This is a genomic window from Streptomyces sp. NPDC051217 (genome assembly GCF_044455465.1).
GTDB lineage: Bacteria > Actinomycetota > Actinomycetes > Streptomycetales > Streptomycetaceae > Streptomyces.
Genome location: NZ_JBITEV010000020.1, coordinates 127915 through 142940 on the forward strand (window position 1 = coordinate 127915; position 15026 = coordinate 142940).

9 protein-coding genes are annotated in these 15026 nt (G+C 72.4%); 4 read left to right on the plus strand and 5 right to left on the minus strand.

What is annotated here, in order from left to right:
- Nucleotides 1-96: 96 nt before the first annotated feature.
- Entirely contained in the window at nucleotides 97-1350 is a 1254-nt protein-coding gene (gene lhgO / locus ACIBBB_RS32845) for an L-2-hydroxyglutarate oxidase (RefSeq protein ID WP_398988501.1), read from the minus strand.
- Nucleotides 1351-1527: 177 nt separating this feature from the next.
- Nucleotides 1528-3093, minus strand: a complete 1566-nt coding sequence (locus ACIBBB_RS32850) for a sporulation protein (protein ID WP_398988503.1) — start codon at nucleotides 3091-3093, stop codon at nucleotides 1528-1530.
- Nucleotides 3094-3675: 582 nt separating this feature from the next.
- Here ACIBBB_RS32850 and ACIBBB_RS32855 point away from each other — a divergent pair.
- A complete protein-coding gene (locus ACIBBB_RS32855; RefSeq protein WP_398988505.1) occupies nucleotides 3676-5772 on the plus strand; it encodes an asparagine synthase-related protein in 2097 nt (698 codons plus the stop codon).
- Nucleotides 5773-5843: 71 nt separating this feature from the next.
- Here ACIBBB_RS32855 and ACIBBB_RS32860 read toward each other — a convergent pair whose 3' ends face one another.
- Both ACIBBB_RS32860 and ACIBBB_RS32865 read right to left on the minus strand, forming a co-directional pair.
- The gene (locus ACIBBB_RS32860) at nucleotides 5844-7820 is read right to left on the minus strand and encodes a sigma-70 family RNA polymerase sigma factor (RefSeq protein ID WP_398988507.1); all 1977 of its coding nucleotides are present in this window, start codon (nucleotides 7818-7820) and stop codon (nucleotides 5844-5846) included.
- A 352-nt stretch (nucleotides 7821-8172) separates the two neighbouring features.
- Complete coding sequence (locus ACIBBB_RS32865) at nucleotides 8173-8991, minus strand: TetR/AcrR family transcriptional regulator (RefSeq protein WP_398988509.1); 819 nt, start codon at nucleotides 8989-8991, stop codon at nucleotides 8173-8175.
- A 336-nt stretch (nucleotides 8992-9327) separates the two neighbouring features.
- Here ACIBBB_RS32865 and ACIBBB_RS32870 point away from each other — a divergent pair, with 336 nt between their 5' ends.
- Together ACIBBB_RS32870 and ACIBBB_RS32875 are read left to right on the plus strand one after the other, a co-directional pair.
- Nucleotides 9328-10788, plus strand: coding sequence for an NAD(P)/FAD-dependent oxidoreductase (locus tag ACIBBB_RS32870; protein WP_398988533.1), 1461 nt, complete (start codon nucleotides 9328-9330; stop codon nucleotides 10786-10788).
- Between the two features lie 137 nt (nucleotides 10789-10925).
- Nucleotides 10926-12731: a SpoIIE family protein phosphatase gene (locus ACIBBB_RS32875; protein WP_398988511.1), complete on the plus strand. Its 1806-nt coding sequence runs from the start codon at nucleotides 10926-10928 to the stop codon at nucleotides 12729-12731.
- 9 nt (nucleotides 12732-12740) lie between these two features.
- Here ACIBBB_RS32875 and ACIBBB_RS32880 read toward each other — a convergent pair whose 3' ends face one another.
- Nucleotides 12741-14024 (minus strand): MFS transporter, encoded by a 1284-nt coding sequence (locus ACIBBB_RS32880; RefSeq protein ID WP_398988535.1) that lies wholly within the window; start codon nucleotides 14022-14024, stop codon nucleotides 12741-12743.
- A gap of 145 nt (nucleotides 14025-14169) precedes the next feature.
- On the opposite strand from ACIBBB_RS32880, the gene ACIBBB_RS32885 reads away from it, so the two are divergent.
- A complete protein-coding gene (locus ACIBBB_RS32885; RefSeq protein WP_398988513.1) occupies nucleotides 14170-14712 on the plus strand; it encodes a MarR family winged helix-turn-helix transcriptional regulator in 543 nt (180 codons plus the stop codon).
- Nucleotides 14713-15026 lie beyond the last annotated feature (314 nt).

The window sequence follows — 15026 nt, forward strand, 5'->3', positions numbered from 1 at the left end:
GGACACGTTTTCTCAGCCACGTCGGAATGGGGCAGGGACCTCCGATTCTACGGACCCGTCCGGGCGGCCCGAAAAGATCAGCCGCCCACCGACGCCCTACACCCTGCCCGCGTCCCTCAGCATCGTCAGCGCCCGCCTTGCCACCTCGCGGCCGATCGGGAGCGCGGCCGTCGCCGCCGGCGACGGGGCGTTGAGCACGTGCACCGCGCGCGGTGCCTCCTGGATCAGGAAGTCGTCGGCCAGCGTGCCGTCCCGCAGCACCGCCTGGGCCCGCACCCCGGCCGCCGCCGGGCGCAGATCCGCGTCCGTCACCTCGGGCAGCAGCCGGCGTACGGCGGTGGCGAAGGCGCGCTTGGAGAACGAGCGGCGCAGCTCGCCCGCGCCGTACCGCCAGTGTCTGCGCGCTGTCCGCCAGGATCCGGGCCAGCGGAGCGTGCCCGCCAGCTCACGGGGGCGCACGGTGGACCAGGAGTAGCCCTCCCTGGCCAGTGCGGGCACCGCGTTCGGGCCGACGTGGACGCCGCCGTCGACGCCGCGCGTCAGATGCACCCCCAGGAACGGAAAGGCCGGATCCGGCACCGGATAGACCAGCCCCCGGACGAGACCGGGCCGGGCCAGTTCGTAGTACTCGCCCCGGAACGGGACGATCCGCATGCCCGGGTCGTCGCCGGTCAGCCGCGCCACCTGGTCGCACTGGAGCCCCGCGCAGTTGACGAGGGCGCGGGCCCTGACCACCTCTCCGGAGGACGTACGGACGGCGACGCCCCACGCCCGCCGGTCGACGACGGTGACCTCCATGCCGTACCGCACGGACGCGCCGGACGCCTCCGCCGAATCGGCCAGCCGCGCCGTGACGGCGACGAAGTCGCACACCCCGGTCGTACCGACGTGGATCGCGGCCAGGCCGCGCACCTCCGGCTCGTACTCCATGATCTGCGCCGGGCCCAGCTCCCGCACCGGAACGCCGTTCTCCCGGCCGCGCTGGACCAGGGCGTGCAGCCGGGGCAGCTCGTCGCGGCCGGTGGCGACGATGAGCTTGCCGGTGACCTCGTGCGCGATGCCGTACTCCGCGCAGAACTTGACCATCTCGGCCGCGCCCTTGATCGCGTACCGCGCCTTGAGGGAGCCCGGCCGGTAGTACACGCCGCTGTGGATGACTCCGCTGTTGTGCCCCGTCTGGTGCCGCGCGGGACCGGGCTCCTTCTCCAGGACCGTGACTCGGGTGCCGGGCGCCGCGCGGGTGAGGGCGTAGGCCGTCGACAGACCGACGATGCCGCCACCGATCACCAGCACGTCGCAGTCATAGCCGTAGCCGTGGCCGCCGACGCGACCCGAGCCGTCGTTCTTCACCCGCGCAACCTCCCACCCGATAGTGCACTGGCCCACTGACAATGCCCTTAAACCATCGGGGTACCACGCGTGTCTTACATCGTTCACCAAGCATTCGGGCGGTGGCCCGGCGCCAGGTCGGGGGCGCAGGCCGCCGGCCCTCGCCTCAGCCGGAACCGCCCCCGTCCCCGCCCTCCGCTACGCCGGCGCCACCAGCAGCGGGCGCGCCCGCTCCCGCAGCTCCGCGACCCTCGGCTCGTCGCCGTACGGCTCAAGGCGGTGCAGCAGGTCCCGTACGTACTCCGTGGTGCGCGCCGACGAGATCCGCCCCGCCACCTCCACGGCCCGGGTCCCCGCCGCGCACGCCGCGTCCAGATTGCCGGACTCCAGCTCCGCGACCGCGCTCACCACCAGGCGCAGCCCGTGCGAGCGCGCGAACTCCTCCGTCGGACGGGACAGCGCCTGCTCCGTGAAACGCCGCATCTGCCGCGGCGCCTTCAGATCGCGATAGCACTCGGCGGCGTCGGCGGCGAAGCGATCGTACGAGTAGAAGCCCAGCCAGCTGGGATCCGCGTCGCCCGACCGCGAGCGCTCCAGCCACCCCTCCGCCGCCTTCAGCGCCGCTCCGGCGGCCGCCGCGTCGCCCGCCTTCGCGTGCGCGCGTGCCTCAACCAGCCGGAAGAAACTCATGGTGCGGGCCGTCGCGAGGCCCCTGTTGCGCTCCAGCGCCGCCTGGGCCAGGTCGACGCCCTCGTCGGCGAAGCCGCGGTAGGTCGCCTGGAGGGACATGGAGGCCAGGACGTAGCCGCCGAGCGGCACGTCGGCCGCCGCGCGGGCGAGCCGAAGCGCCTGGATGTAGTAGCGCTGCGCGGCCTCCTGCTGTCCGGTGTCGAAGGCCATCCACCCGGCCAGCCGGGTCAGTTCGGCGGTCGCGCCGAAGAGGCCGCGGCCGACCTCGTCGCTGTACGCGGCGAGCAGCAGCGGCGCCGCGTCGACCCGCAGACACTCGGGCACCATCGACGAACGCCAGTCCCCGCCGCCGTACTTGGAGTCCCAGCGCCGCGCGTCGGCCGCCGCCTCGCGGAGTTTGGCGACATCGCTGTGGCCCACGCGCAGTGGCGAGACCTCGCCGGCGGCGTCGGCCGCTGAGGCCCCGGGCGCCCCCGGGGCGGCCGGTGGGCCGGTCGCTCCCGCCGAGCCGGAGCCGGTGGTGGAAGGCGGTGGTCCGGTCAACCCCGGTCCGCCGTGCGCCGCGTGCGCTCGCCGTGCCGCCTCGGCCATCGCCGCGTCCCGCGCGACGGACGAGTCGGCGGGCGATATCAGCCACCGTGAAGCGGGCGTGGCGTACGCGCTGACCGCGAAAGAACCGGCCAGCGACTGCCAGATGCCACCGCTGCCGGCCCGCCGGCCCGCCAGGTCCAGCCGGTACAGATCCGTCGCCGAGCGCACCGCCTCACCCACGTCGCGCGGGAAGGCGAGACCCACCTCAGGCGCCGGATCGGCGTCGGCCAGGCCGATTTCGTGCAGCGGTACGGGACGGCCCAGCTTGGCGCCGATGGCCGCGGCGATCAGATGGGGCGCCGCACCCTGCGGAACCATCCCCTTCGAAACCCACCGCGCCACTGAGGTTTTGTCGTATCGAAGCGTCAGACCGCGCTGCGACCCGAGGTCGTTGACCCGCCGGGCGAGACCGGCGTTGCTGATTCCCGCGAGGGCGAGAACGGTGCCGAGTTTCTCGTTCGGCCCGCGTAGCTCCCTGGACATGCGCCACCCCTCGACACACAGACGGCCGCCCCGCCGACCCCTCTTGTGAGGGACCCCGTGGCATTCGTAAACCCAGCGTAGTTCGCCGCATCCCTACCGTTAAGGGGCGGAGGTCCGGATGGCGGGATTGTTGTCCGTACGCGAGTACGCGCGAAACTCGCCCCGGCCGACACGTGCTCCGGGTGTGTGGCCGTGCGCCCGGCCGTGCGCTCTTGGCCAAAAGAGACCGGGAGCGCTTCCATGAGTGCTGCGTGGGTCGGCCCACTGCGTACTGGAACCAGTGGGCTGGGGGACACCGCCGCCTCATTTCCCCGCGGGTGGCGGATCGGTCCGGGAGGCGAAGGCGCCTCCCGGACTGTACGTTTGCCGACGTTCTGTCGGCCGATCGGGCTCGGAGATTGGCTGAATGCTGCCTGTCCGACCTGAGCCCCTCAGCGCGCCAATTGTCCTTTGCCAGGGGCGCATTCGTGTTTCGCGCTCCCGCCCCGGGGCCCCTCCTGTGTGCCGTTGTCGTGGCAGCATGTTCACGAACGACTGATGACAACGGGTACGACTCTTGATCCACAGGCTGTGGAGGCGGCGATGCGCTGGTTGGTGGGGTGGAGCAGTATCGCCGCGAGCTTCGGCACGGCGGGCTCCGTCGGCGATCAGTCCGAGGGCCGTACGGTCCACCCCGTCGGCTCCCAACTCCTGTGGGGCGACCCGGATCCGCTGTGGGCCGTCGGCGACTGGCGCGACGACGAGGTCCGCGTCGTCAGCGTCGACCCCTTCACCAGGCTCGCCGTCTTCGGCTGCTGCGGAGCCACCGACGAACAGCTGAAGATCGGTCTGTTCGCGGCCCGCGGCGGCGCCCTGCGCCATCTCACCGCCTGGCCGGGCAGTTACACGGCCGTCGCCCAGATCGGCCGGCGGATCACCGTCGCGGGCGATCTGGCGGGCGCGAGACCCGTCTTCCACACGCCGTGGGCGAGCGGCACCGCGTACGCCACCGCCGCCCTGCCGCTCGCCGACCTCATCGAGGCGCAACTGGACATCGGGCATCTCGCCGCGCTGCTCGCCTGCCCCGAGACCCCCGAGGCGCTGCGCGACTCCACGCCGTACGCGGGCGTCAAACGCGTCCCGCCCGGCCACGCGCTCGTGCTGCGCGAGGGATCCCGCGAGATCACCGGGTACGAACAGGTCGCCTCCCTCGCCGTCGCCGCGCCCCAGACCGACCCCGAACGGGCCGTCGAGGGCGTCAGGGACGCCCTCGTGGAAGCCGTACGCGCCAGGCTCCTGGCGCCGCGCCACGCGCCCGACACGGCGCCGCCCGACCCCGGGCCCGTGCCGGGCATGGGACCCGCCGACCGGCGGGCCGCGCGCGGCGGACCCGTCCCGGGCATCGGCGCCGACCTGTCGGGCGGCAGCGCGTCCGGCACGCTCGCCCTGCTCGCCGCCGGGCTGCCGGGCGCGCCGGGCACCGTCCTCGGCCACGGCACCGGCGCCGGCGAACGGCTCCTCGCCGTCACCTTCAACGACCTCGTCACCGGCGGGCGCGAGGCCGAGCTGGAACGGGCCCGCGCCATGGCCTCCAACCCCCGGCTGCACCACGTGGTCGTCGCGGCCGGCGAAGAGGCCCTGCCGTACGCGGACTTGGAAGGCCCCCTGACCGACGAGCCCGGCCCGTCCCTCGTCACCGCCGAACGCCACCGCCGCCGGCTCGCCGCAGGCAGCGCCGACCACTTCACCGGTGCCGGGGCCCGCGAGGTGCTGGACGCCCACCCGGCGCGCCTGGCGGACCTGCTGATCGACCGTCGCCGCCGCGATCTGCTGCGGCCGACCACCGCGCTCGCCAAGGCCCAGGGGTCCGCGCCGGGCTCGCTGTTCGTGCCGCTGACCGTCTACCGCGCGGCCCGCCGACTCGCCCGTACGCCGTACCGCACCGGCCTCGAAGAGGCTGCCGCCCAGCTCCCCGGCGTGCACCGCGACCGCAACGCCCCCGCCGCGCAAGGCCCGTTGGGCGCCTCCCTCGCCGCGCTCACCTGGTCGCGTCCCGGACCGGCTGCCCGGTGGCTGACGGGGGAGGCTCTGGCTGAAGTATCGGTTCGCCTGACGGCGGCGGCGATCCGCCCCACCTCCGTCCAGCGGCCCGGCGAGGCCCGCGCACGGGCCGCTCTGGCCCGGCAGGCCGCCGATCACCGTATCTTCGAGCAGGCCGCCGAGATCCGCAGCCAGCGGCTGCACGCGCCGTTCTTCGACAACCAGGTCGTACGGGCCTGCCGGGCGCTCCCCGAATCGCTACGGGTCCAGCCCGGCGCCCGCTCCGACGTGCTGCGCGCGGTCCTCGCCGGGGCGGGCATCCACGACCTGCCGCCGGGCTGGGGTGCCACGACGCACGCGACGTCGGTGGCCGCGACCCGCACCGGGCTGCGGGCGGCCGTCAACGACCTGATGGCGCTGTTCGACGCGCCGCTGCTCGCTGACGCGGGCCTGATCGAGGCGCGCGTGGTGCGCAAGGCGCTGCGCAAGGCGGCCGAGGGCGAGCCGATCCCGCTGGACGGCATCGCGGACCTGGTCTCCACGGAACTGTGGCTCAGGCGGCTGCTCTCGCGCCGCGGCACCTGCTGGACGGGCACGGCGGCGCCTCGCCAACGCGCCGTGGCGGGCGGCGTGATGCCCCGCCCGACGCTGCATCCGTAGGAGGACGACCGGCCCGCGCCGACGACCGGTCGGGCCCTCGGTCCGGCGCGGTCCCCGCCGGGGGCTGTCTCTCAGCCGCAGCTGATCCTGGACTGTGCCCAGTCCGCGACCGCCACTGCCTCGAACGGCGTGTGCGCCTCGACCACCATACGGATCGTCTTCCGGCCGCCGATCCCCACGGTCACCGGGACGGCCGCGTCGCCGCCGCGCACCACGGGGGAGCGCCAGAGCCGGCTGCCGTCGCCGTACACGGAGAAGCGCACCGCGCCCAGCCCCAGCGTCATGTCGTCGATGCCGACCAGCGCCTGGTAGGTGGCGCACCGGCGGTTGAGGTCGATCGTCACCGAACCGGAGGCGTGCATGGAGGCCCCGTGCCCGTACCGCGTGCCGCCGATCGACATCCCGGGGCGCTGCCAGAGCCAGCTGCTCTGCCCGATCCGCACCTCGGGCCCGGACCCGTCACCCGCCACGTCGAACTTGAGCCGGTTCACCTGATAGACCTCCGGCGCGGGCGCGGGCGGAGGCGGAGGCGGAGGCGGAGGCGGTGGAGCGGGAGGCTTCGGACGGGCGGGGGGCGGCGCCGGGGGTTGGGGCTTGGGCGGTGTCGGCTTCGCCTTCGTCGGCGTGGGACTCGGTTTCGGCGCAGACGAAGTCGTCGGCTTGTCGGCCCGGGGCGGTGCCGTCGGGGGCGGCGGAGCGGGCGCGGCCGGCGGCTTCAACTCCGGTGGCGGCGCGGGCCCTTCCGGTACGACGGGCTGTACGACGGGCGGCTTCGCCTTCGGCTTGTCGGGGACCTCGTCCCCGGACAGGGCCCACACCAGCCCCGCCGCCGCGGCGAGAGCGACCACGGCCGCGATCCCGGCCTTCAACGGCGCGCCGAGCCCTTCGGCCGCCGCACCGCCCGCTGCGCCTCCCGCGGAGCCCGACGCACCACCTGCCGCAGCTGCCGCCGCCCCCGCTCCCGCGGCACCCGCCGCCCCGCCGGCGACGACCCCGGCGGCCTTGAGCGAGTAACCGGCCGCGAACCAACCGATGACCGCGAGCGGAAGCACCGCCGGAATCCCGGCGTTGACATGGGCCAACTCGCCGGCCACGACGCGGCACTTCGCGCACTCGTCCAAGTGCTTGCTCAGCCCGCGCTCGGCCCGGATCCGCAGACCGCCCCGCGCGTACGCGCCCAGCCGGTCCGCGTACTGCGCGCAGTCACCGGCCGAGGCGACCGCCGTGTTCACATGCGCCTGGAGATACGCCTGCTTGAGGCCCTCACGCGCCCGACTGGCCAGCACGGCGGTGGCGTTGGCCGTCAGACCGAACAGCGGCGCGATCGCGCTCGGCGACTCCTCCTCGACGGTGGTGTGCCAGAGCACCGCCTGCCAGCGCTCGGGCAGACTGCGGAACGCCTGCATCGCGAGCGACCGTTCGGCCTCGTGCATCGCCCGTACGTCGGCGCCCAGGTCGAGGGTCTCGTCGTCCGACACCTCGGCCGAGCGGGCCGACTCCGCCGCGAACACCGCGAAGTCCTCGACCAGTTGCTCGCGCTTGGCGGTCTTCGTCCACGCGGCGGCGACACGCCGCACGGTCGTGAGCAGATACGCGCGCACTGCCTGCTCCGGCCCGGCGCCCCCGCGCACCGCCTGGAGCGTGCGCGCGAACACCTCGGCCGTCAGGTCGTCGGCGGTGTGACCGTCCCGGCAGCAGGTCCGCGCGTAACGCAGGACGGCCGCCGCGTGCCGCCGGTACAGCTCCTCGTACGCACCGTCGTCGCCGGCCCGCATGCGCTGGATCAACTCGGCGTCGGAGGGCGGCAGATCGGTGACCGGTCCCTCGGTAAGAGCCTCGGCCTCGGCCGTCCCCGGAGCGCCCTCGCGCTGCTGCGGCACACTCGGGTCCGCCTCGCCCGGGGGCGGCCCGGGAAGAGCAGGACCGGCGGCTCCGGAGGAACCTCCCCGCCCGCCCTGGTACGGCACCTGCCCGGACGGCAGCCCGCCCGTCTCCGTACCCCCGGCATCGCCACCACCCAGTGGCCCGTCCCGTCCGTCACCGCTCATCGCGGAAGCCCCCGTAGCGTCCTGCAGACCCGAAACACCTGGCCAGCGTGCCACAGCGCCCGCCACCGCCAAACCCCTGTGGACAGCGACCACTCTTACGTGATTCGGCACCGGAACAGGGCGTCGGCCCGCGGCCGTGCGCCAAGGACTCGACCGGGTGCGGCACCCACGCCGTCCACCAGGATGTTCCGCAGCGCACGTGCCTGGCCCGCCTGGGGCGCGCGACCCACGACGGCCGGTTCACGGCAAGGGCGGCACGGTCGTCGGACGAACAGGTGTCCGGCGACCGCCCCACAGCCTCAAGTTGACGCGCCGACCACCTCGGCCGGCATCCGTCGGGCCCCGGCCCGCTCTACGCCGCCCGGGACCGAAGTCCTTCGAGCAGGATGTCCAGCAGCCGTGCGGAAGCCGCCGCCTGCTGCGCCGCGTCCGGCAGCGCCGGGGCCGCCGTGGCTATCACCAGCAGGACATCGGCCACCGTCACGCCGGGCCGAAGCTCGCCGGCCGCCCGCGCGCGCTCGACCAACTGCCCCACGACATCGAGCAGTTCGACCGTGCCCGAAGCCGGATCCGCCAGGTCGTCGCCCAGGGATCCCGCCGACTCGGCCGTTTCCGCCGACCCCAGCGGCACCGAGGCATGCTGCCCGGCATGCTCGCCGGGACCGACCACCCGCAGATCCGGGTGCCCGGACTGCCGCTGGTGCGGCACGCGTGCCTCGTCGGCCGGTTCCGGGCCGACTGTCGACTCGTCGACGTCCACCCCGACCCTCAGCACCTGCGGCGGCAGCAGCCTGCCCGCGCCGGAAGCCACCGACGTCCGCAGGAAGCGGGCGAGCGCGGACCACGGCTCGTCCTCCTGCCCCAGAGCGGCACGCGCCTGCTCCGTCAGCCGGGAAGTCTCCTCCTCGGCTATACGGCGGACCAGCACGTCCTTGCTGGGAAACCGCCGGTAGACCGTGCCGACCCCGACCCGGGCACGGCGCGCCACGTCCTCCATCGGCGCCCCGTAACCGAGCTCGCCGAACACCTCACGAGCCGCCCGCAGGACATGCTCAAGATTGCGCTGTGCGTCGACACGCAGCGGTGCGGCACGGCCGATCCCGCCCGCGCTCGCGCGTCCGTTGCCGTCCACGGACACGACGGCCTGCCAATGAGAATCCTGAATGTGCATAAGCGTTCCCCCGGTAATGACGTCTCCCCCCGGAGACCTCCCCGCCTTGACAGCCGGGACCGTCCGACCAAGTCACGGTCGACGCCCCCGACGAAGTACGAACATAGTTGAGCCCCGGGGAATTCAGAAGGGGGTGGTTCCGCACAGTGCGCCCCCCGATCGGAGCAAGGACCGGAAGATGCCTGATTCGGCACTCTCCCACCACCGGGTCCGTACCGCCTGACCTGCGAACCTTCCCCACCACAGGGGGATTTGCGCACGTCGGGCCGCCGAAGGGCTCCGGTCACACAATTTGCCGGGGCTGTGGACAAACCAAGGAGCCCGTTGCCTCATGGGGTGGTGAAGGCAGAGATCTCCCGGGGGACGACCCCCGCACAACCGCCCCGCGCACGCGTTCTCGTCATCGGGGGCGGCTGCGTCGGGATGTACACCGCGCTCCGGCTCCAGCGGAAGCTCCGGCGCGGCGAGGCGGAGGTCGTGGTCGTGTCGCCCAACGCGTACATGACCTACCAGCCGTTCCTGCCCGAGGCCGCCGCGGGCTCGATCTCACCACGCCATGTCGTGGTGCCGCTGCGCCGGGTCCTGCCGGACTGCACGATCATCGTCGGTGAGGCGAGAGCCATCGACCACAGCAAGCGCGTCGCGACGCTCGTCACCGCCGCGTCGGAGGAAGAGGCCGAGTCGAGAGCGGCCGCCAACGGCTTGAAGACCAACGGCGCGAACGCCGGTGGCCGGGACGCCATTGGCTCGGACCAGCCCCCCGGCGCCTTCGAGATGACGTACGACGAACTCGTCCTCGCCCCGGGCTCGATCTCGCGCACCCTCCCGGTCCCCGGCCTCGCCGAACACGGCATCGGCTTCAAGACCGTCGAGGAGGCCATCGCCCTGCGCAACCACGTCCTGGAGCAGATGGACATCGCCTCCTCCACCCGCGACCCGGAACTGCGCGACGCCGCCCTCACCTACGTCTTCGTCGGCGGCGGCTACGCGGGCGTCGAAGCCCTCGCCGAGCTGGCCGACATGGCCCGCTACGCCACCCGCTACTACCACAACGTCAAAGCCGACGACCTGAAGTGGATCCTCGTCGAGGCCTCGGACCACATCCTTCCCGAGGTCGGTCACGACATGGGCAAGTACGCGGTCCGCGAGCTGCGCGCCCGCAACATCGACGTACGCCTCGAAACCCGGCTCGACTCCTGCGAGAACCGGGTCGCCGTCCTCTCCGACGGCACCCGCTTCCCCACCCGCACCCTCGTCTGGACGGCCGGCGTCAAACCGCATCCGATCCTCGCCGCCAGCGATCTGCCCCTCGACAAACGCGGCCGCCTCGTCTGTACGGCCAAGCTCGCCGTCGACGGCGCCGAACACGCCTGGTCGGCCGGTGACGCCGCCGCCGTCCCCGACCTGGCGGCGGACGGGCCCGGCGCCGAATGCGCTCCCAACGCGCAACACGCCGTCCGCCAGGCCCGGGTCCTCGCCGAGAACATCGTCGCCTCACTAAGAGGCGAGCAGCAGCACGACTACCGTCACCGGTACGCCGGTTCCGTCGCGTCACTCGGTCTCCACAAGGGCGTCGCACAGGTGTATGGCCGTAAACTCAAGGGATATCCGGCCTGGCTGATGCACCGCGTGTACCACCTCAGCCGCGTACCGACCTTCAACCGCAAGGCGCGAGTACTGGCGGAATGGACCCTTGCCGGGCTCTTCAAACGGGAGATCGTCTCCCTCGGCTCTCTGGAGCACCCACGTGCCGAATTCGAACTCGCCGCCGGACGGGAACGACCCAGAGACGTCTGACGTCCAATGTCAGTGCGGTCGGCAACACTGAACGTGTGACCATAGGTGGGTTCACATCTGCACAGCGTGATTCCGCAGAGAGCGACCCGGTAGCCCGCCAAGGCGAACAGCAACGACACCATGAGGCCTGAAAATCCGTGAATTTCACGCGTTGGAGCGCCCGGCTCCCCGGTACACAGCGCCGCATCGCCGCGCGGACGGACCCTGGAGACTCCCAGGCGAAGCCACGGGAGAATTCCGCGCACTCGTCGGGTTCCGCCGGTTCCGTGCCCGCCGCCCGTGGTGAATTCGAACGACACGGCGAGCGCCACGACGGACGCCGCGGTGAGCGCCAGGGCGGCAGAGGCGGAAAAGACAGCAGAGGCGGCAGCGACGGGAGCGACCGCAGACCGGCCGGAATCCCCGAGCTCGAAGAGCTGACCGTCCGCGACGTCCTCGGCGGCCTCCCCGCCCTCGTCGCGCTGGTGTACGGCCCCGACCACCGCGTCGCGTACGTCAACGACGCCTACGAGGACGCCTTCGGACCACGCGAGCCGGGCACGACCGCGGCCGAGAGCTGCCCCGAGCTGATCGAGCTGGGCCTGATGCCCCTCATGGACCAGGTCCTGCGCAGCGGAAAGCCCCGTACGGTCAAGTCCCGCAAGGTCCAGGCGGCCACATCCGGCGCGCCCCACGCCTCGGCCAACGGCGCCGCCACCGTGGCGCGCGACGGCTCGTACACGGTGACCTGCACCCCCGTCGACACCAGCGGATCCGGCGGCGTCCTCATCTTCGCCGCCGACGTCACCGACCACGCCGAGGCCGCCGAGCGTCTGCGCGCCAGCGAGCGCAGACTCCGAGAGACGGCCGTCGCCCTCCAGCGCTCGCTCCTCCCGCAGGAGTTGGAACAGCCCGACGACCTACGCGTCGCCGCCACATACCAGCCGGGCGGTACGGACGCGGCGGTCGGCGGCGACTGGTACGACGTCATCACCCTCGGCGCCGGCCGCACGGCCCTGGTCATCGGCGACGTCATGGGCCGCGGCGTCCGCGCGGCGGCCGTCATGGGCCAGCTGCGCACCGCCGTCCGCGCGTACGCACGCCTCGACCTGCCGCCGCACGAAGTACTGCAACTGCTCGACGGACTCGCCGCGGAGATCGACGCCAGCCAGATCGCCACCTGCGTCTACGCCGTCCACGACCCCAACGAGGGCCGTCTCGTCTACGCGTCCGCGGGCCATCTGCCGATCCTCGTACGCGCCGAGGACGGCACGGTCGCGCGCGCCGCCGACCCGACAGGCCCCCCGCTCGGCACCGGCGGCTGGATCCACACCTCCGGCAGCATCGAGCTGGCGCCCGGCTCCACCGCCGTCCTCTATACGGATGGGCTCGTCGAGCGCCGCAGCGAGGACATCGACGAGGGCGTGGCATCTCTGGAGCGCGCGCTCGCCGGGGCCAAGGGATCACCCCAGGTGGTCTGCGACCGGCTGATCCGCGCGATGGGCGTCACGGCCGAGCACGACGACGACGTGGCGGTACTGGTCCTCCAGCACCCCGCCCGTACCGGCCAGGCCGCCGAGCTGTTTCACAACGCAGCGCTCGACCTGCTCGGCGGTATCGAGGCAGCGCCACGCGCCCGCGCGTTCGCCTCGGGAGTCCTCTCCTCGTGGCGCTTCCCCGTCGAGCTCAGAGACCTCGGCGTGCTCGCCACCAGCGAACTCGTCGCCAACTCCCTCCAGCACGGCACCCCGCCCATGCGGCTCAGACTCCGCCGTACGGATCGCCGGCTGATCATCGAGGTCACCGACGGCGACGACCATCTGCCACTGCGCCGCCACGCCGAACCGGCGGACGAGGCGGGCCGCGGCATCTCGATCGTCGCGACGATCGCCTCCTCCTGGGGCTCCCGCCGCACACCGGGCGGCGGCAAGGCGGTCTGGTGCGAGTTCGCCCTGCCCCACTGACCGCCTCTCCTACTGAGGAAGGGCGACGGTCTCCGGCTTGTGCACGGCCACCACACGCGACTTCCGCGCGAGCGAAGGCCGGTCCTGTACGGGGGTGAGCCGCCGCCCCAGCCGCAGCGCCAGCACACTCACGCCGAGCGAGAAGAGCACGAACGTCACGATGTACGGGCCGTGCAGCGCGGCCCCCATCGGCCCGCCCACAGCCGGTCCGACGGCCAGCGCGAGCTGCTTGACGAGAGCGAAAGCGGCGTTGTACTGCCCGACCATCCCGTCCGGCGCCAGATCGGCCACCAGCGGAGCCACGGTCGGCGACAGCATCGACTCACCGAGTCCGAAGAGCGCGTACGTGGAGATGAAGGCCGCGGTCGCCATCGTCTGGCTCCCGTGCCCCAGGCCCGCGTACCCCGCGACGATCCAGGCGACCGCCCAGATCAGCCCGACCGAGGCGATGACCCGGCTCCGCCTGCGCCGCTCGACCAGCCTGAGCACGACGAACTGCGCGACGACGATCACGGCGGTGTTGGCGGCAAGCGCGATACCGAGCGTCGACGGGCCGATCCCGGCCGCCTCGGTCCCGTACGCGGCCAGCCCGGACTCGAACTGTCCGTAGCAGGCGAAGAACAGCACGAAGCCCAGCACGCACAGCTGCACCATCGCCCGGTGCCCGAGCAGCGCCCGGGGCCCACCACCGCCGGCTCGCGCCGCCTCTTTGGGAAGCGCGGACAAGGCGGAGGACGTACGGGGGAGCCGGACCGTCCCGGCAAGGGCGGCCAGCACCAGGAACATCGCGGCCTCGACACCGAAAAGCAGGGTGAAGCTCCCCGGCCTGTTGACGTCGACGATCTGCCCGCCGATCAGACCACCGACACCGAGCCCCAGGTTCTGCAGGAAGAACTGCGTGGCGAAGGCCCGCGTACGGGCGGACGGCGCCGAGCACCACACGATCATCGTGGCGAGCGCGGGCTGCATGACGGCGGTACCGCCGCCGAGCAGCGCGGCCGAGAGCACGGTGGCCGGCACGTCGGCCGCCACCCCCATGCCCACGGCACCCACGGCAGCGAGAGCCGCACCACCGACGACGACGGGCAGCGGACCGCGCCGGTCGATCACACGACCGGTGAAGGGCAGGGCGACGAGCGCGGCCATGGCGAAGACGGCCAGCACGGCCCCCGCCGTACTCGCGCCCAGGTCCCGCACCTGGGCCACATACACATAGAGATACGGGACGGTGAACCCGAGCCCGAACGCGCTCAGCGCGTTCCCTGCCTGGATCCGGCGCATCGCGGCGCCCATCACCCTGGTCAACACTCACCTGCCTTGATGAAGAAGGAGAAGTACGAACTACTGAGGTCTGAAGACTTCAAAGCTAAAGTTAGAGCCTCAACAATACACATCGAAGGACTTCAACGCGAACGACGTGCGTGCCATACTGCGCCGCATGTCAGACAGCCCCGAGGAGCCGAGCCTCGACGAACAGATCGCCGCCTATCAGCGGGAGTTCGACGACCTCGACCCCCAGGTGGAGAAGGTCGTCTCGGCCCTCGGCCGGCTCAACCGCCGGATGAACGTGGCGTACGGACGGCAGGTCTCCGACCTCGGCATCAGCAACGCCGAGTGGGAGGTCCTCAAGACACTGGTCCTGGCGGGAGCCCCGTACCGCCTCGGCCCGGGGGAACTGGCAAAGCGTCTGGGCCTCACCCCGGCGGCGATGACCCACCGGATCGACCGCATGGCGGGCGAGGGCCTGGTCACACGGGACCGGGACGAGAACAACCGGGTACGCGTGATCGTCGAGCTGACGGACGAGGGCCGCACCAAGTGGCTGGAAGCCATGCGCATGGCCTCGCACTTCGAGGAGGACCTGCTCCAGGACCTCTCGGGGGCGGAACGCGGAGTGCTGGGAGAGCTGCTGATCCGCCTGCTCCGCCGCGTGGAACACGAGCAGCCGGACGCCGGCGGGCGTCTGACCGACCTGGATTGACGCAGGGCGAACAGTCCAAGTTGACACCACAGGGGCCGGTCCGTAAGGTTCTTCGAGTTGTCATGGAGCCGTAACGGTTCTACGACGCACTCCGGCCGCTTGAATGCGGCACACAAACTCTGCGGGACCCTCTCGACCGGGAACAATTTCGGCATGCCGAAAATCCATTACCGGGACTCGATTTGTGAGACGGCGGGGAAACGGGCTAGAGTTTGAAACGTCGGAACGGCCGCAGGGCCGGAAAGACAAACCCGCCGACTGGGAATCAGGCGCCGAAAGGTTCTGATAGAGTCGGAAACGCAGGACAGCAAGAC